The following is a 19,333-nucleotide window of genomic DNA, read 5'->3' on the forward strand; positions in this document are numbered from 1 at the left end:
TGGTATTTATTTGAGCTATTTATTGTTTAGATGCCGTATTTAGTAGAGCTAAAACCTAAATCGGTCAAACCTTTCTTTACTTCAGGACTATTCATAAATAACTTCCATAATAATCCTGTTCGGTAATTTTCAATCATGGGAGCAATTGTTCCTTGATCGATGGCTAAATAACGTTTGGCAACCCAATTATAATGTGGAGAAACCGCATCGTAAGGTCCTGCAAAGCCGACGTATTCGGATTTCTTTTCATCATACAAATAATGAAGTACTTTCATCGATTCTTCGGGAGTGAAAGGAAAAAAAGACAAAGCTGCCGTTGGTGAAATCACACCAGTATCATTATTGGGTTGGTGAGCGGTATACCCTGTTGTGCCATCGGAATTGCGCGTGTAGCTCGCAGTTAATCCCCATAGTTTATCGGAGTACCCTTTCCAGTTTTTAGGATTGGCGATACAATATTGATTCATGATTTTTGCATGATTCTGAATCAAAGTAAAATAATCAGCGTATTGGTCCTTTAATGTGGAAGGATCTAAACCGAGATGCGAATATTGCCCCCAAAATGATGGTCCCACATTTCCAACCGTTCCATTATAACTAAAAATCACAGAAAGTCCGTATTGAGTTCCGCCATTTTTAATTGCATCATTTCTAGCCCAACCTTTGTGATAAGCAGAAGCCGAAATAGGATGTGTTGGTGAGGAAGCTGCCATTACATAAGTGATTAAACATTCGTTATATCCTTCCAATTTAAAGTTCATATCCCAGCCGTAATTCGGTGACCAGTGCCAATACAGTACATCTTCACCTCTAGTGTACCAATCCCATTCGACACCGCGCCATAGTTCGTCAGCTTTTGCAGCTAAAGCTTTTTCAGAATCGTTTCCGTTTTTAAAATATTCTCTTACCGTAAGTAAAGCTTGACATACAAAAGAGGTTTCTACCAAATCTCCACCGTTGTCTTTGGTTCCGAATGGAATCGCTTTTCCGCTTGAATTATCGATCCAATGCGACCAAGCTCCATGAAAACGATCGGCTTTACCTAGAAAATTTAGTCCTGTTGTTAATCTTGTAACCGCTTCTCCACGTGGCAAAAACCCGCGATCAACGCCCACCACAATTGACATTAAGCCAAATGCTGATCCGCCAGTTGTAATAATGTTAGATTCGAAATTTGGATCTTCAGTCAAATAACGTTCTCTCGCTAATTTTGAAATTGGATCTGCGTAATCCCAAAAGTATTTGATAGCATCCTTTTGAACCTCATCCATAGCTTGAGCATCTGTTAAGGGAGTTACGGGATTTTTAGGTACTGTCGGCAAAGGCGTTCCTCCACCGCTTCCTTTATCATCTGGTGATGAGGAACAGGCATTGAAAAAACTAAGTATAGATAGTAGGAATATTGAAATTTTCATTCTTTATAAAATAAAGTATTACTAAATAGGTACACCTAGAAGTAAACCTCTAAGTGTTGAAATAATTATTTATCTGTTGTCTTTTTCTAATTGATACAAAGAACGTACATCGTTAGACTCAAGAGCAGTATTGTAAAGTCTGAATTCGTCTAACAAGCCAACATAGCTGGTAGCCCAGTCTTGAGGGCCACCATTATTTTGCGGAGGCGTGGTTTCAAATTGATGGTTCCCGAAAACAATCTTACCGTTGGTTGCAACCATTTTAAAATCACCGTATTTTGGCGCATTGTTGCTATTGTCTAAACTACCAGGATTGTCGGCATATAATACGGCTGTGCCACTTACACCATTAGCTGGAGCATAAGGGAACCCACTTAAATTAGCAGCCAATTCTCCATTTACGTAAGCAGAAATTGTACTTTTTGTAGCATTATAAGCAAAGACCACATGCACCCATTTGTTTATGTTGCCATCGATATTTACTAACGCACCTTGACCTCTCCAAGCTACGCCATCTCGACCATTTTCCATGCTGAATTTTAATCGAATTCGATCTGGAAAAGCACTATCTGGATTTTCAATATATACGTTCAAACCTCCCCAAAATTCGGTTGGTCGCACTACAGAAAATATTCCTTGCGCACCTTTGCCTTGCCCTGCAGTGGCAGGATCAATTGTATTGGCCGAATTCATCCAAAAAGAAAAAGTGTAACTGTTTAGACTTATAATAGCATTCGAAGCATCGGCAACAAAATAGCGCGCTTCTGTACTAGAGCCATTGTATGCTTTTCCCTTTGGGCCTTCGGCATAACCAATATTGGTTGCTATAGCATTAGTGATGTTGCCTTTTACATCTGCGATCGTATTTTCAAAATTAAATTTAGCTACTAAATTATCTTTAGCAATTTCATCTGAATTTTCATAACCTCCTATGGGTTCATACGGAATGGGACTGTTTTCTTTATCGATACTTTCATCATTACAACTCACAAAAACTGACGAAACTAGCGCTAAAGCCAGCACGTATATATATTTATTATTTTTCATTTTTATGGAATTTTAGATTAATTGTATCCAGGATTTTGAATAGATAAACCAGTTGCTTGTGTAATGAATGCTTGCGGTAACGGAAAAACTTCGTGTTTACCAACTGTAAAAGTCTTATTATTATCTGCTGTAAAGGCCGCTTTTGCCTGTCCAGTACGAACCAAGTCGAAGAAACGATCGTGTTCAAAAGCTAACTCTACTCTTCTTTCTTTCCAAATTGCTAAACGAACTGCATCTTGTGATGTAGCGCTGGTATTTGCAAGTGTCGCTCTATTGCGGATTTGATTCAATAATGGAATCGACGCCGCAGTTTGTCCCAATTCGTTTAATGCCTCAGCTTTCATTAAAATAACTTCGGCATACCGAATGTATCTAATATTCACATCGCTCTCCCAAGCGTCTGTATAAGCCGATGAGTAAGCCTTATAATTGTATCTGTCATTTTCGACCGTGTTTGGTACTACTCGACCATCGTATAAGGTGGTGCCTTTAAAAATAATAGTTGCGTTTTTTCTAACATCACCAGCTTCATAGGCATCAACTAGACTTTGAGAAGGCGTGTTAAAACCCCAACCCCAACCTCCAGCACCGCGGGCGCCCTGAGTTGCAGAATAACCTTCGATTCCTTTGGCAGGAACAGAGCCAACTCCATTTATTTCAAAAATAGATTCTGCTCCATTTTCTCCTGATAATTTATACATGTCAGCATAATTAGAGACCAAACTATATCCTGTTACTAGATCGCAGTTATCAACTACTTTTTGCCAATTTTTTTGATAGAGGTTTACTTTTGCCAACAAAGCGTAAGCTGCTCCCTTTGAAGCACGACCTACTTCTGCTGCTGGATAAGCTGATTTTGAAGACAATGTACTAATAGCATCGTTCAAGTCACTTTCGATAAAAGCATATACTTCAGCTGGCGTTTTACGAGTCAATTGCATGAGGCGATCTTCTTCTGACGAAGGATTAGGTAAATGATCAATAATTGGTACACCACCATAGGTTTTTATTAATGTAAAATACATGAAAGCTCTTAAAAATTTAGACTCACCAACCAGTCTTGCGCGAAGATTTGCATCTGCTTTATCTAATTGCGGAATAATGTTTATTGCTTGGTTGCAACGGTTTATTCCTTCGTAATTGGCATTAAAAACTTCTTCGATAGAAGGACTCGAGGCATTGTACGTCAAGGCATCCATTAAGTCTTTGTCTGATCCTGTATCTCCAGGTGAAGAGCCTTTGTCAGCATCATCTGATGCAATACTAGATACTCCGTTCCACGAAAACGAAGACAAATTCCAATTTAAAAATTTATTATAAATTGCAGTTACAAACGACGAAGCTCCATCGTTATTATTAAACAATTCTCTGTCGTTTGTCGATATAGATTCGGTTTGCTCTACATCCAAATAATCATCTGAACAACCCGACAATAAAAGTGTGGTTAAAACAAATGTGGTTATATATATCTTTTTCATAATAATTAGAATTTTAAATTAGCACCAATAACAAATGAGCGTACCGTTGGATAAGCATTAAGCTCTACGCCTTGGCTTCCGTATGGATTTCCATCGCCATTTAATTCTGGAGAAAAACCAGAGAATTTCTGCGTGATAAACGGATTAATTGCGTTTACGTAAATTCTGCAATAATTAATGAATCTACTTTCTATTGGTAACTTATATCCTACCGTAATGTTATTAATTCTCAAGAAATCTCCCGATTCTAAATAATAAGTAGACGCTACTGGAACTTGGTTAAAAGCAGCTGGATTCGCAGCTGTTGGATTGTTTGAGGTCCAAAAATCAGTTGCCAATGAGTTTTCGATATTTTCTCCCGAAAAACGTTGTGCTTTTTTACCATTGTACACTTCGACTCCGCTTGTACCATATCCATCTACAGAAAAATCAATGTCTTTATAATTAAAACCAACGCTAATGCCGTAATTTGAATCTGGTAAAATAGACCCCACATATTTTTTATCCTCGATGGCTAATCCATCTTGAGTAGCTGTAGTTCCGTCCGCTTTCAAATACAATTTACTACCCGTTGCTTCATCAAAGCCAGCGTACTCATACATGTAAAAGCTCCCTAAAGGTTGTCCTACCGAAGTATTGTCTAATATTTTGGTATTCTGACCATTACCTAAATCTCCGCCAATTACTGGAGACAACGTAGCGCTTTTTAAACTTTGAAGTTGGTTTTTATTATTAGAGAAGTTTCCACCAATCCAATACTTAAAATTGTCATTTACTTTATCCTCCCATCGCAAAGAAATTTCATATCCTTTATTAGAAACTTCGCCCACGTGCGCAGGAGACGCAGCGCTAATTCCAGAAGTACTGTACGGTTTTGTATTCAGAATAACATTGGTATTGATTTTTGAATACCAATCAAAAGTTCCTGTTAAACGATTTTCTAAAGCACCAAAATCAAGTCCTACAGATGTTTCCTCGGTAACTTCCCAAGACAAACTCGGATCAATTTGAGAGTTGATCGTTGTGCCAGGATACAAAATCGAGCCTCCTATATAACTGTCTAATCCAGAACCGTACGCTTGGTTGTTTAGCGGTACATTTTGATTTCCTAATCTACCCCAACCTCCTCGTAATTTTAGTAAATCTATTCCTTTTACATCAGCCATGAAGCCTTCTTTGCTGATTACCCAACCCAAGCCAAAAGCGGGAAAAGTTCCCCAACGATAATCTTTTGCAAAGGTAGAAGAGCCATCACGTCTTATCGTTCCTGTAAATAAGTAACGGTCTAATAATTTATATTGAAAACGACCAAAATACGACAGTAAACGATTTTCATTTAAAATCTCATCTCTATATCCCGTAACGTTTGCAGCATAATCGACACCGCCTAATGACCAATAATTTGAATCTGCATTTACATTTTTTCGAATAACAGTCATTTTTTCGCGAGAGCCTCTAGTTGAAGTTTCTGTTCCTACTGTTAGCTCTATATCATGAATTTCTGCAAAAGCTTTGTTGTAAGTTAGATAATTGGAAAGCGTCCAATTGTAATATTGCTCACGACCTTTAGTCAACGTATTTGTATTTCTTGTAGCAGGATAAGCGTCAGCAACTCTCGTAGGATCTGCTGCCAACCAAATATTTAAATCATCTGCATAATTGTAATTTTTCCAAGTATAATATTCACCATTAAATTGCGAGGTAAATTTTAGAGACTCGATAATCTCATAATCTAATTTTAAACCGCCTTGCAACATAATGCTGCGTTGTTGTTCGTCAAAAAAGTCTAATTGTGCTACGGGATTTCCAACATTATTGAACTGAGAACCAGTAGTGTCTGCAAAACCATTAGCTCCTAAAAAAGGAACTCCATACTGACCATTGTCAAAGCGAACGGGAATAATTGGCGATTGTCTGTAAGCATTAGTAAAAGCATCGAACGGTTTAGGAGTTGATTGTGTTGAACTTAAACTGAAGTTTTGATTTAAAGTGATTTTTTTGGAAATCTTAAACTCGTTGTTGTTTCTAAACGTAGTTCTGCCGTAGGTAAGTCCGTTTAAAATTCCATCTTCTTCGTAATTTCCAACACTAAAAAAGTATTTAATTGTTTCACTTGATCCTGAAACCGAAACGTTATTTTGCTGGTACGTTCCCGTTCTTGTAATTTCGTCAAACCAATCGGTATTTACGGGTTGATCCTGAGAAAATGTAGTAGACTGTAAAGCACTATTTGTATAATAAGCATACTTATTACTTCCGGCCATTTTTACTTTCTTCAATGGATTTCTAAATCCTGCAAAACTTTCGAATTCTACTGAAACTGTATTCCCTTTTCCTTTTTTAGTCGTAATAATAATCACTCCATTTGCGGCTCTGGTGCCATAAATTGCTAAAGCAGAAGCATCTTTTAATATCTCGTATGATGTAATATCGTTGGTATTAATATTTCCTATATTGTCCGTTGGCATTCCGTCGACTATGTATAAGGGGTTTCTGCCTCCTAGTGCAGTTCCTAATCCTCTAATTACAACTGAAGGTGATGCACCAGGAACATCAGATGAAATAACCTGAACACCAGCCGCTTTTCCTTGTATAGCTTGTGAAGCGTTCAATACTTTTGTTCTCGAAATTTCTTCTGACTTTATGGAAGAAATTGCCGTAGTATTGTCTACTATCTTTCGAGAACCATAACCAATCACTACTACTTCTCTTAATGCCGTATCTTGTGATTCTACTAAAGTTATATTTATAAAACCGCTCGAGGCATTAACTGTAGCAGAGTCGAAACCGAGCATAGTTATTTTTAAAGGTTCATTGATCTGAGCATTAATTTCGAAATTACCATCAAAATCAGTCTCTGTATTTGTTTTTGATTGCGTCGCTACCACTATAGCACCCGGAACTCCCATTCCGCCGCTATCTACCACTTTTCCTTTTACATTTTGCGCAATCAAATACGACGGCAAAATTAGAAGTGCTAAAAAGCTAAAAATGAATTTTTTCATATGGTTGTTTGTCGTTTAAGTTAGTTCAGCCAAATTAAGCAATTACAACGTTGTAGTTAATAAAAATGGAATACTACACGACTACATCAAATTACTTAAAAATACAAATAATCAATTGAAATACAGCGCTTTACAATAAGTTAAAATTACCATAAAATTGGATTAATGATGTAGTAATGATGTAGGAGAATTAAAACCAATAATGCATAAAAAACTAAAATTTTGTAAAAATTTACTTGTTTTTATAATGTTAGTAAAAATTTCGATAAACTTTCTTCTTGCACGAGTTCAAGTTTTTTTCTCAAACGGTATCGTTGTAATTCGACACCTCTAAAAGAAATATTCATTAAAGGAGCAATTTCTTTAGAGGATAAATTCATTTTTAAGTAGATGCAAAGTTTAATGTCCTTAGAAGTTAGGACGGGAAATCTCTGCGATAATTTGATAATAAAATCACTGTGAATTTGATTTAAATTGGTTTCAAATATTTCCCATTCGTGTTTATTGACCGAGTTTATCTTTATCGCTTTTCTAATTTCACTCTTAATTTTATTAATATCTGCTTCTTTGTCTAAAATAGATTGAATATTTTCGATCATTTCGCTTTGTTTAGCAATAGATAACGACTTTCCTGCCACTTCTGAAGATTTAGTTTGTAATTCTAGCTCCAAAATATGTTTCTCGTATTCTTGCGTATTCAGCTCGTGTTCCGCTTTTAGTTCCATTTCCAAAATGGTTTTTTGGTGTTTTAGTTCCTCTTCTTGCAGTAGGAGTTTCTGAATGTATCGCATTTTATTCCACTTATAATACAAGAATAAAATACTACCTGAGACTAAAACATACAGTACAATCATCCAAAGAGAAAAATACCAAGGCTGACCGATTAAGAAATTATACTCTTTTAATTTTTGATATTTAGAACCGTCATTACTAAATATTTCTAGTTTTTGATTACCACTAATTAAATTGCTTAAGAAAATTCGACCATTTTTTACAAGAATAAAATCTTGCGCATTATTAATAGTATAAAATAAATTGGGTTTTCTTGATCCGTATAAATTAGAGATAATATTGAAATTGACTTCAGAATTGAATCCAATTTTTTCATTTGTAGTAATTGCAATTCCATTGGCAAAAGCGTCAATTAAAATGGGAGTTTTTACAGTTTCTCTATGTTTCAACTCTAAAGAAATAAAGCCATCATCTAAGTTTAATAGATAATTTTCTTTGTTTTTAAAGATTTTTAAATAATCGTTAATTAGTTTTCCCTTGTAATATTTCTCCTGAATTATATTCCAGATAAAAGTATTTTTTTGTGCTAAAATATAGTACAGAATACCCTCTTTTAGTACTATAAACTGACTGGAATCTATCGCAACGATATCTGTACAATTTTTAAAATTGGTGTTAAACAATTTGTTCTCCTCTAATTTGTTTAAAATAGAATTGTAGGTGTACCAAGTATTATCGATAAGAAAAAGAATTTCATTTCTGAATTCAAAAATTATAACTCCAAAATCATTTTTTATTTTGCTAAGCTGCGTAATATTTTCAATTGTTTTGGTTTTATAATTGTCGTCGTAAAGAATACGATACAATCCTTTATAATTATCTGCAGCCCAAAGTTCATTTTTTTTATTTTGAGCGACATATTTAATAGGCTTCACTAAGTCTGAAACTAACACATTTTGGGAAAAATTTTCGAATCTATTATAAATTGATATTCCGGTGTAATTGGCTTGAAAATATGTATTATTGATTGCACTTTTAGTTAAGTTCCAACCTCCATTTATTGAGTTTAAAAGAGATAATTGCTCATTTTGATATAAAAAAGTACCCGAATTATGTCCAATCAGGTATTTACTATCAATTTCTGAAATGTCCCACGCTTGTCCTTGCGTGTTTGGTAACAGCGAAAAAGACCTGTTTTTATATTCAAAAATACCGTGGTTGGATGCGATTAAATAGCCTTTTGGAGTTGGAGCTACATCATAAACGGATCCCAAAACACCAGTGTTATCGTAAAAAATAGATATAGGAGAATTGACTTCAATATGCGAAATACCGTTGTCCAAGCCGAGCCACAAATCATTCTCTTGATCAACAGCAATACTCAAGACCGAATTGTTCATCAAGACATTATTTCGATCAATCGTTTGGTATTCGTTTGTATTTAAATCGACAATAAAAACACCTTTACTTCCGGTGCCGATGGCTAGTTTATTTTTTTTTATAAATTTAGCAACATTAATCGTTCCTGTTTTTAGCAGGTTATTTAAGCTATTCTTCCACGGACTTAATTTACCATCAACCGAGACAAAAATACCTGAACGCTGGGTAAATATATAAATCTCATTTTGATGCTTTTCTATACTGTGAACCACATTGTGCTTTAAAACTTCCCATCCTTTTACAGGAATAAATTTTTTATCTGTAAAAATAAAAACACCAGATTCGACCGAAGCCACGTAAATCTGATCATCGACAATAAAACAATACGAAATTAAAAAAGGAAACTTTGTTTTGCTGATTACACCATTTCTAAGCGCAAATATTTCATTAAAGGACTGAAAATATATGGTTTCTTTTACTTTAAATATTTTCCAAATTTCTTCATTCTCATTTTCAGCAAAGACGTTTTTATCTTGGGAAAGCGAAGTGTAGTTCATTACACCTTTCTCTCGAGTCCAGTAACCAAACTCTTTATAAGAACCTGAATAAATTTTATTTGAATCCGCCATTATCGAACGAATTATTGTTTTATTGGGTAAATTATACTTTTCCCAAACGACTCCGTTGTACCTTAACAAATAATGATTATTGGCAAAATACATGGCTTTGTCGGTACCTTGAGTAACATTCCAAATTTGATTATCTCCTTGGTAGTTGGATTTTGAATAGTTTTCTACAAAAGGCAATAATTCTTGCGCAGTTCCCGCTACTGAAAAAAGTAGAAATAAAAGTATTTTAATTACAGTTGAGTTCAAGCTAAATGTATTTATCCAAATATAATCAGAATTATAGGATCTTTTACAATAAAAAAGCCTCTCTTTAGAGAAGCTTTTGATTTTATTTGAAGGTGAATTTTATTTATCCGTAACCAAATGATAAGCTTGATTGGCGATTTCGAATTCTTCATCAGTCGGAATAACTAAAATTTTGGTTTTGGAATTTTCTGTATTAATTTCCCGCACCAGTTTTGAACGCATGGTGTTTTTATCTGCATCTAAATCTATTCCGAAAAAATTCATATTCTCACAAACTAATTTCCTGATATAAGAAGAGTTTTCGCCTATTCCAGCTGTGAAAATAATAGCATCTAGACCGTTTAAAACTGCTGCATACGTACCAATATATTTTTTAATTCGGTAGGCATTCATATCTAAGGCTAATTGGCAATTTTCATCTCCTTTTTCGGCTGCTGCTTCAATATCTCTTAAATCACTAAAACCAGTTAAACCTAACATTCCGCTTTGTTTTTGCAAAATGGTATTGATGTCTTCTAATGAATATCCTAACGTATTTTGCATGTAAAAAATAATAGACTGGTCGATATCTCCGCAGCGAGTTCCCATAATCAACCCGTTTGTTGGACTAAAACCAAACGAGTGATCCACACTTTTTCCATCTTTAATCGCAGTCATACTACAGCCATTTCCTAAATGAATGGATATTATTTTATCATGGTTCGCATTGTTTGCTCGCAAGTATTCTATTGCTCTTTCAGAGACGTACTTATGACTCGTACCGTGAAAGCCATACATTCTTATTTTATTTTCAGTCAAAAGCTTGTTAGGAATCGCATATTTATAAGCGACAACCGGAATGGTTTGATGAAAAGCCGTATCAAAAACTGCAATTTGAGCTGCTGAATTAAAAATTTCTTCCGCTACATTGATACCTTCTAAATTGGCCGGATTGTGCAAGGGAGCCAAACTAAATATTTGTTTAATTTTTGCTTTTACAGCTTCATCAATCTGTACTGTTTTCGTAAAATTACTTCCACCGTGAACTACACGATGCCCGACAATTTCAATCTCATTGGTACTTTTAATTACTCCATTTTCTTCATTCAATAAAAATTGTGCTACTTTTTGTAGACCTATTTTATGAGTGGGAATAGAAACTAGTTCTTCTACCGAATAATCATAGGTTTTATAAGTAACGTTAGAAGTTGCTAAGCCAATTCGATCAATCATTCCCGAGCAAATTACTTGGTTCTCTGGCAGTGCCATTAATTGGTATTTAATAGAAGAACTACCTGAATTTATAATTAATATTTTCATTTAAAATTTTATTTAACAATCTCTAGATCAAAAATTTAAAACTCATTTTTTAGAACTTACAATCTAGAAATCTTTTACTATATAGTTACAATCCTTGCGCTTGTATTGCTGTAATTACAACGGTGTTAATAATATCATCTACGGTACAACCACGGCTTAAGTCGTTTACGGGCTTGTTTAGACCTTGCAACATTGGTCCAATTGCCAAAGCGCCAGTTTCTCTCTGAACGGCTTTATAGGTATTGTTTCCTGTATTTAAATCAGGAAAAATCAATACGCTTGCTTGACCAGCTACTTCAGAATCTGGCATTTTACTTTTACCTACACTTTTGTCAACCGCTGCATCGTATTGAATTGGTCCCTCAATTTTTAAATCAGGTCTTTTTTGCTTTACAATAGCAGTTGCTTCGCGCACCTTGTCTACTTCGTTTCCTTTTCCTGAACTTCCAGATGAATACGAAAGCATGGCTATTTTAGGTTCAATACCAAATGCAGCGCTCGAATCTGCAGACGAAATAGCAATCTCTGCCAATTGAGCAGCAGTAGGATTTGGGTTAATTGCACAATCGCCAAAAACCGAAACTCTATCGGCCAAACACATAAAAAATATTGATGAAACTACAGAAGAATTAGGTTTAGTTTTAATGAATTGCAAAGCAGGAAGAATCGTGTGTTGCGTAGTATGTGCAGCTCCCGAAACCATTCCATCTGCATCGCCTTTGTACACCATCATGGTTCCAAAATACGATACGTCTTCCATTACATCATTAGCCATCGCAATGGTAACATCCTTAGCTTTTCGAAGTTCATAATAGGTATTGGCGTAATCCGCGTATTTAGGCGACTCTAAAGGATTAATGATGTCTATTGCTGTAAAATCAATCGTAATTCCTAATTCTGCTACTTTTGCTTCAATCGTCTTTTTGTCTCCAATTAATGTTAAATCAACCACATCCATCGTTTGCAAACGCGACGCTGCTATGATAATACGGTCGTCATTTCCTTCGGGTAAAACGATATGTTTGCGATGCAATCGTGCTCTTTTAACCAAACTGTATTGAAACATTTTCGGAGTCATTCCTTCCGCTTCAAAAGTCACTAAGCGCTCCGACAATTTATCAATTTGTACATATTTTTCGAACGTACTTATCGAGGTTTCTATTTTTTGAACATTACTGGCATAAATCTGAGATTGTATGGCTCCAATTTTATTCACAATGCTATATGTACCGCCATCTACCGCAATAATCGGAACAACGGTTGATAAACCTTCTATCAATTTTAAAATACTCTCCTCTGGAATAATATTTCCCGTAAGTACAATTCCTGAAACCGATGGATAATTTGCCGACTCGTTGGCTTGCAAAGCACCCATAATAATATCGGCTCGATCTCCTGGCGTAATTACAAGCGCATTTGGACCAAGGTGAATTAAATAATTGTGTAATTGCATTGCTCCAACGCTAAAATGGCCAGTTTGATTGTTTAGATGATTTTCTCCAAAAAGCACTTTAGCATCCAGTTCGTTTACAATTTCTTGAATTGTAGGATGACTTAAAGTCGAAATAATAGGAATCGTACTTACTAATACAGAACTTGGTAGTGTCTTTTCTAGACTTTCATTTACCAAATCAATATTTTCTAATTGTATTTTATTGGCAATAATGGCTACCACCTCTACTTCTCTAACTTTAAAAGAATCGTATACCATATAAGTACTATCCAAAAAGTCATCTAAAGTTTTGCCAACGCCAGAAGTAAGAATCAAAACAGGTATTCCTAAATTTTTAGAAATCAGTACGTTTAAGTCCAATTCGATCGCAGTTGCTTCGCCTGTAAAACTGGTGCCCTCGACTAAAACAAAGTCAAAACGCTCTTCTAATTTTTTATATTTTTCAATAATTAAATCAAGAACTTCGCCCATTTTCCCTTTGTTCTTCTTCTTGATGAGTTTGCTTTTGGTAATCGCATACGCATCGTCAAAAGTCATATCTAATTTAAAATGAGTTAGCACCGTCTCGATATGATTGTCTACTTCTCCATCTACAAAATCTTCGATAATGGGTCTAAAATAGCCCACTTTTGCCATTTTGCCCATTAACATACTCATTAAACCGAGCGTTACAATTGATTTACCGCTATTCTGCTCACTTGTTGCGATATAAATTGCTTTATTCATTTTATTCTATTTTATGTGTGAAATAATTTATTGTTATTTTATAATTTTAAGTTGAATTAAAACCAATTTCTCTTTTTGAAATAAATAATTAGCGCAACGACCAGCAATGCCATGACTCCCAGAACGACATAGTAGCCATATTTATAATCTAGTTCGGGCATATTCGTAAAGTTCATTCCGTAAATACCGACTATAAAGGTAAGCGGAATAAAGGTTGCCGATACAATCGTCAACGTTTTCATTATTTCGTTCATCTTATGATTTTGAGCCGAAAAATAAAAATTAGAAGCACTTTCTAACAAATTCATATCTGATTCAATTTGTTCTAAAAGCTCTAAGCTCTTTTGGTGCAAACGCGAGAAAAAGCTAAAATTATGTTTTTCGACGGCATTAAACGTATTGTCTTGCTTGATGCTTTTTATATCGTAAAGCGAATCCCGTAACGGAATAATAGCACGTTTTAAAAAATGAAAATTGTCGCGGTGCTTCTCAATTCGTTCCAATATGGCAGGATTCGAGTCTGTTTTAGTTAAGGAAATTAGCTTCTCAATTTTATCTTCTTCGTCTTCAATTGTAATGTAAAAGTTTTCCATTACAGCATCTAATAAGAGATAAAGTAAATAGTCAACTCTTTTAGAGCGCACAATTCCAGCATTAGTTCGCAATCTTTCTCTGATATGCGTGAAAAAATCACTACGCTTTTCTTGAAACGAAATTAAAACTCCTTTTTTAACGAGAAAACTAATTTGCTCTACATGAATATCGTCTGAGTTTTCAGAAGGTAAAATTGACTTAATTATAAAAAACAAACTGTCTGTTTGTTCTTGAAAGCGAGTTCGTTTATTGGTGTTTAAAATATCGGCAAGAATAAAATCATCCGTTTTAAAAAAATTCGCAATAGCTTTTAATTTTTCGGTGTCATTTAGTCCGTGTAAATTAAGCCAGTTATTTTTAGTGAAATCAAGTTTATCGGCGAATTCAGAAATTTTAATATCCTCATAATCAACAATCGAAGATTCATCATACACAAACAGTTGCATTTCAGAATCAGCACTTTTATGGCTTCCAGTATATTCTAATTTACTAGGATTTATTTTTCGTACTTTTTTAAATTTTATTTTTCGCATTGCTGATAAATTAATAAAGTAATATTACGAAAAAGTTTCTTCAATTTCCGTTTCCATTATAAGAGAATACCACGTTTGATGTGTTTAAAACAGTAGTAAAAATGGTACTAAACGTTCAAAAATAATTGATTCTAACACATCAAAATAGGATAAATATCAGTTTCAATATTAAAAAAAACATTTCCTATTCACGGCTCTCAAATAAGATAAAATTCTAAATCGAATTACTATCAATTGTATGCAATTCAAAATCAGCATACAACTTTAATATAGACGCAACCGACCATGCTTGTTGAATGCATCCTTTTCCGTCAAGTGGAAGGGCACCATCAAAGATTTCAGAAATGCAATGCAATCCGTTCTCAACATAAAAATGCGCTCGCAGTTCTTTTAATTCATCAACTACACGCTTTTTATTTTCTTCTGAATTACCGTATAACTTAAAAAAAGCTTGGTAATACTCACCTAACAGAAACGGCCATACCGTACCTTGATGGTAAGCATGATCTCTATTCCATTGATTTCCCTCGTAAACCGCTATAAATTGAGCATCATCTTCGGCTAAAGTTCGCAAACCAAATGGAGTCCATAATTTGTACTTGAGCGCTTCAAAAATTATCTTTTGCTGCTCTTGATTTAAAACTGTAAAAGGCAAACTCAAGGCATAAATTTGATTGGAACGAAAACTAGTATCTGCTGAAGTATTTGGAACAATAACATCATATAATGTTCCTTCAGAATTGATAAAGTACTTCGAAAAATTAACCTCAAATGAAGAAATAACTTCTAAGAACTCATGATTTAATTCGTGATTTAATTTTTTGCAAAATAAGTTATAAATCTGCAAAGCGTTGTACCAGAGCATGTTTATTTCTACAGGACAACCTATTCTGGGTGTAATTACGGTACCGTCAACAATTGCGTCCATCCAGGTTAATTTTACACCTGCTTGACCTCCGTACAAAAATCCTTGTTCTGTTACGTGAATATTATATCTTGTCCCGTCAAGATGCGCTTGTAAAATCGATTGTAGAATACTGCTGTTTTGCTCCATAAATTCCGTATCTGTAAAACGCTGATGATACTCGTATAAAGCCACAAAAAGCCAAAGTGTTGCATCTATTGTATTGTACTCTACTTGATCCGAAGTGTTGTCTGGAAATCGATTTGGCAACATTCCCTGATCTACATATTCGAGAAAAGTTTTTAAGATAGATTTTGATGCTTTTTGATCGCCAACCGAAATCGTCAAACCTCGCATTGCAATCATCGTGTCTCTTCCCCAGTCTGAAAACCAATGATAACCGGCAATTATCGAATCGCTTTGAGTCGATTGTCGGTACACCAAAAACTGCTTGCTCGACGCCAATAAATCAGTATAAAAATCTTCATTTTTTGGAGAATAAAAGTCTTCTGAATCTGTAATAGTCTTTCTATACTTTTGACTTATATCTACCGATTTTGTTATTTCATCTACAGAAAATGACAGTATAATTTCTTCGTCAGGTTTCAACCTGCATGTCACATAGCCTATTCTGTAATAATCAGTCGAATCAGGTAAACCGCGTTCCTTCTCTACTGCTAATTGTATGTCTTTGTACCACGATCTATTTTCCGTAAATACACCTTTATTCCAAGCAGTAAAGAACGGTTGTGCACCATATTTGGCATAGGTTTTAAAACTATTTTCACTGAACTCAGAATAGAAATCAGTTTCGGTATTTTCTTGAAAAGTAGTATGAAAATCAGCAAAGGAATAAAGCGGATGCAGCTCCAAATCGATGGTTTGATCTCCTATGTTTTTATAATTAATTAAAGTAGTATTTTCTTTTTGTGGCATCAAAACGTTCTTCTCCACTTTCCAATTTTCTCCTTGATAATTCCATTTGGGAAAAGGTTTAGGTTCAAAATTTTTCAAATAATCTAGCCCTTTAGGATAAATAGTTTCTTTATATTGATTACAAGACAGATCATGATACATTTCATTTATTAAAACGCGCTCTTCAATTTTCGCAAAAAAAGTTTTACGATTCGTTGGTGGTTCTAAAGCGGCAATTAGTAGGCCGTGGTAACAACGCGAATTGCTTCCTGCGACAGTTCCCGAAGCATACCCTCCTAAACCATTGGTAATAATCCACTCTTTTTGCATTGCATCTTCGACCATATTACTGAATTTCATTAATTAAATTAGCTACCAAAGCACTCCAACCCGTTTGATGCGAAGCCCCGACACCTCGTCCGTTTTCTCCACTGAAATATTCGTAAAACAAAATCAATTCTTCAAAATTTGAATCTCTGTATTGCTCAGCGTGAAGTTGATTAATTGGCCGGTTTCCATCAGGATCTTTCTCAAAAACACTTATAATTCTTTTACTCAATTCGATACTAATTTGTTTTAAATCCAATTCATTGGTGGCGTTGGTTGGAAAGGACACTTTTACTAAATCGGTGTACTTATAATATTCAACTAAGGCTTGAATAAAAAGATAATTCAGCGGCATCCAAACGGGTCCCCGCCAATTTGAATTCCCTCCAAAAAGTGAACTCGTCGACTCAGCGGGCTCATAATTGATACAATACTTAACACCTTGAATCGAAATGTTGTATGGGTCCTTATGAATTTTGGATAATGAACGCAGCCCATACGGACTCAAAAATTCATTTTCATCTAAAACTGTTTTAGCTAATATTTGCATTCGGTCTTTGGGAACAAGCGACAACAATAAATCACCTCCAGCGGCATATTCTTGAATAACGGGAAATTTTAAATTATCAGCCCGATGCTTTTTAAACCAATCCACACTTTTGCTAAACTTAGGCAACTGTTCGAGTGTTTCTTTTTTAATGCACAATAAAGCTACCATCGCCAATAAACTCGCTATAGAACGTACTTTTATCGGGATATATTCGCCATCGGGCATTACCAATTTATCGTAAAAAAAACCATCAACCTCATCCCAAGTTCCGACATATTCTTTACTTATTTGATTTAAAGCTTCGGCAATAAAGACAAAATGCCCAAAATACTTGGTCGCCATATCTTCATAGGTTTCGTCGACCATTGCAATTTCTAAACTCATCTCGAGCATATTCAAACAATATAAAGCCATCCAAGAGGTACCATCTACTTGCTCTAATTTTCCTTTTCCAGGAATTCCGTGACTGCGATCAAAAACGCCAATATTATCTAAACCTAAAAAGCCTCCTTCAAATACATTATTTTCGTTCGTATCCAATCGATTGACCCACCACGTAAAATTAAGCGCTAATTTGTTGAACATTCTCTTTAAAAAATTAACATCACCTTTGCCTGTTTTGTCGCGATCATTTTTAAAAATTTGCAAAGCAGCCCAAGCCTGTACTGGCGGATTAACGTCGCTAAAAGACCACTCGTAAGCTGGTATTTGCCCGTTAGGCGCCATATACCATTCTTTTGTAAAAAGCAATAACTGATTTTTGCCAAAATCGGGATCAATAAGCCCAAAAGTCACGCAATGAAAGGCCAAATCCCAAGAGGCATACCACGGATATTCCCAAGCATCAGGCATCGATATAATATCATGGTTTCTAAGTGTTTTCCAATTTGTATTGCGTCCTTCCCAACGTTGCTCTGGCGGTTTTGGTTGCTTTGGATCACCTAAAAGCCACGTTTCTACATCGTAATTATAATATTGCTTACTCCATAACAAACCTGCAAAAGCTTGTTTTTGAATTTGTTGGTGCTCTTTATTTTTAGATTTTGTGATTGCGGCATAAAAAGCATCAGATTCTGCAATCCGTTTTGAAAAAGTAGCATTAAAACTTGAATCAAACGGATTTTCTAACTCTTCTTTTGACAGTCGCAGTTGAATGGTAGCCGAACTCTTACCTTCGACGCAAACTACATATAACGGCGCAAATTTAGTTCCGGCTGTTTTAGTAGAACTTAAGGTAAAATCGTTATTTATAATCGCGTCATGAAAAAAATCTTTCTTGAAAGGTTGGCTGTTTGGCGTCCCATAAATGCGTTCGCTATTGGTTTCGTTTTCGGTAAATAAAAGTCGATCTGCTTGATCAAAATAAAAATTATAATCGCCAACATATTCGTGTGATACAGAAACGTAGTCATTTCCGTTTTTCGTTTCTCTCTTTATGACAGGTTTATTTTCTTGTTCTCTAAAGCTCCAATAATTACGAATCCACAGCGTTGGTAAAACGTGAATATCAGCTGCAAATTCATGTCGGTTCTCGATTGTAATTTTGATTAAAATATCTTCAGAATCGGCTTTTGCATATTCGGTAAATACATCAAAATATTCATTTTTTTCAAAAATTCCGGTATCTAATAATTCAAATTCTAAATCATCTTTACCACGCTTTTTGTTTTCGCTAACCAAACGATCGTATGGAAATTCGTTTTGAGAGTATTTGTACAAATGTTTCATGTACGAATGCGTAGGTGTGTTTTCAAGATAGTAGTACAATTCTTTTACATCTTCACCATGGTTTCCTTCTGGTCCGGTTAAACCAAAAAGACGTTCTTTTAATATTGGATCTTTGCCATTCCATAAAGTAACACCAAAGCAAACATTGCAATACTTGTCTGAAATGCCAGCCATACCGTCTTCACCCCAACGGTATGTGCGACTGCGAGCGTGGTCGTGCGGAAAATAGTCCCATGCACTTCCATCCACGCTATAATCTTCACGAACAGTTCCCCATTGTCTTTCACTCAAATACGGCCCCCAATGCAACCAGTCTTTATCTTTCTTATAATTTTCGTCGATTCTATTTTGTTCTTGCAAATGCATAGTTTG

General features: G+C 35.1%; 10 protein-coding genes. All 10 read right to left on the minus strand.

Annotation, left to right across the window (positions count from 1 at the left end):
• Positions 1-26 precede the first annotated feature (26 nt).
• The 10 genes from AP058_RS03170 to AP058_RS03215 all read right to left on the minus strand — a co-directional run bounded on the left by AP058_RS03170 (position 27) and on the right by AP058_RS03215 (position 19,327).
• The gene (locus AP058_RS03170; RefSeq protein ID WP_066306856.1) at positions 27-1,415 is read right to left on the minus strand and encodes a glucoamylase family protein; all 1,389 of its coding nucleotides are present in this window, start codon (positions 1,413-1,415) and stop codon (positions 27-29) included.
• Between the two features lie 69 nt (positions 1,416-1,484).
• The gene (locus AP058_RS03175; RefSeq protein ID WP_066306858.1) at positions 1,485-2,462 is read right to left on the minus strand and encodes a LamG-like jellyroll fold domain-containing protein; all 978 of its coding nucleotides are present in this window, start codon (positions 2,460-2,462) and stop codon (positions 1,485-1,487) included.
• Positions 2,463-2,479: 17 nt separating this feature from the next.
• Entirely contained in the window at positions 2,480-3,940 is a 1,461-nt protein-coding gene (locus tag AP058_RS03180; RefSeq protein ID WP_066306860.1) for a RagB/SusD family nutrient uptake outer membrane protein, read from the minus strand.
• Positions 3,941-3,945: 5 nt separating this feature from the next.
• Entirely contained in the window at positions 3,946-6,945 is a 3,000-nt protein-coding gene (locus AP058_RS03185) for a SusC/RagA family TonB-linked outer membrane protein (protein WP_082706558.1), read from the minus strand.
• A gap of 242 nt (positions 6,946-7,187) precedes the next feature.
• Positions 7,188-9,932: a histidine kinase gene (locus AP058_RS03190; protein WP_066306861.1), complete on the minus strand. Its 2,745-nt coding sequence runs from the start codon at positions 9,930-9,932 to the stop codon at positions 7,188-7,190.
• Between the two features lie 99 nt (positions 9,933-10,031).
• Positions 10,032-11,231, minus strand: a complete 1,200-nt coding sequence (locus AP058_RS03195; RefSeq protein ID WP_066306862.1) for an acetate/propionate family kinase — start codon at positions 11,229-11,231, stop codon at positions 10,032-10,034.
• 85 nt (positions 11,232-11,316) lie between these two features.
• Positions 11,317-13,410, minus strand: coding sequence for a phosphate acetyltransferase (gene pta / locus AP058_RS03200; protein WP_066306863.1), 2,094 nt, complete (start codon positions 13,408-13,410; stop codon positions 11,317-11,319).
• 56 nt (positions 13,411-13,466) lie between these two features.
• Positions 13,467-14,537, minus strand: a complete 1,071-nt coding sequence (corA, locus tag AP058_RS03205; RefSeq protein ID WP_066306864.1) for a magnesium/cobalt transporter CorA — start codon at positions 14,535-14,537, stop codon at positions 13,467-13,469.
• Positions 14,538-14,751: 214 nt separating this feature from the next.
• Positions 14,752-16,716 (minus strand): amylo-alpha-1,6-glucosidase, encoded by a 1,965-nt coding sequence (locus AP058_RS03210; protein WP_082706559.1) that lies wholly within the window; start codon positions 16,714-16,716, stop codon positions 14,752-14,754.
• Positions 16,703-19,327: a glucosidase gene (locus AP058_RS03215; RefSeq protein WP_066306866.1), complete on the minus strand. Its 2,625-nt coding sequence runs from the start codon at positions 19,325-19,327 to the stop codon at positions 16,703-16,705. Before AP058_RS03215 ends, AP058_RS03210 begins: the two co-directional genes overlap by 14 nt.
• Between the last annotated feature and the right edge of the window lie 6 nt (positions 19,328-19,333).

The organism is Flavobacterium sp. TAB 87, from assembly GCF_001529295.1.
Taxonomy (GTDB): domain Bacteria; phylum Bacteroidota; class Bacteroidia; order Flavobacteriales; family Flavobacteriaceae; genus Flavobacterium.

Excerpts from the sequence above, each read along its gene's own strand:
- AP058_RS03170 (WP_066306856.1), bottom strand. The coding sequence starts at position 1,415 with ATGAAAATTTCAATATTCCTACTATCTATACTTAGTTTTTTCAATGCC.
- AP058_RS03175 (WP_066306858.1), bottom strand. The coding sequence starts at position 2,462 with ATGAAAAATAATAAATATATATACGTGCTGGCTTTAGCGCTAGTTTCG.
- AP058_RS03180 (WP_066306860.1), bottom strand. The coding sequence starts at position 3,940 with ATGAAAAAGATATATATAACCACATTTGTTTTAACCACACTTTTATTG.
- AP058_RS03185 (WP_082706558.1), bottom strand. The coding sequence starts at position 6,945 with ATGAAAAAATTCATTTTTAGCTTTTTAGCACTTCTAATTTTGCCGTCG.
- AP058_RS03195 (WP_066306862.1), bottom strand. The coding sequence starts at position 11,231 with ATGAAAATATTAATTATAAATTCAGGTAGTTCTTCTATTAAATACCAA.
- pta (WP_066306863.1), bottom strand. The coding sequence starts at position 13,410 with ATGAATAAAGCAATTTATATCGCAACAAGTGAGCAGAATAGCGGTAAA.
- corA (WP_066306864.1), bottom strand. The coding sequence starts at position 14,537 with ATGCGAAAAATAAAATTTAAAAAAGTACGAAAAATAAATCCTAGTAAA.
- AP058_RS03210 (WP_082706559.1), bottom strand. The coding sequence starts at position 16,716 with ATGAAATTCAGTAATATGGTCGAAGATGCAATGCAAAAAGAGTGGATT.
- AP058_RS03215 (WP_066306866.1), bottom strand. The coding sequence starts at position 19,327 with ATGCATTTGCAAGAACAAAATAGAATCGACGAAAATTATAAGAAAGAT.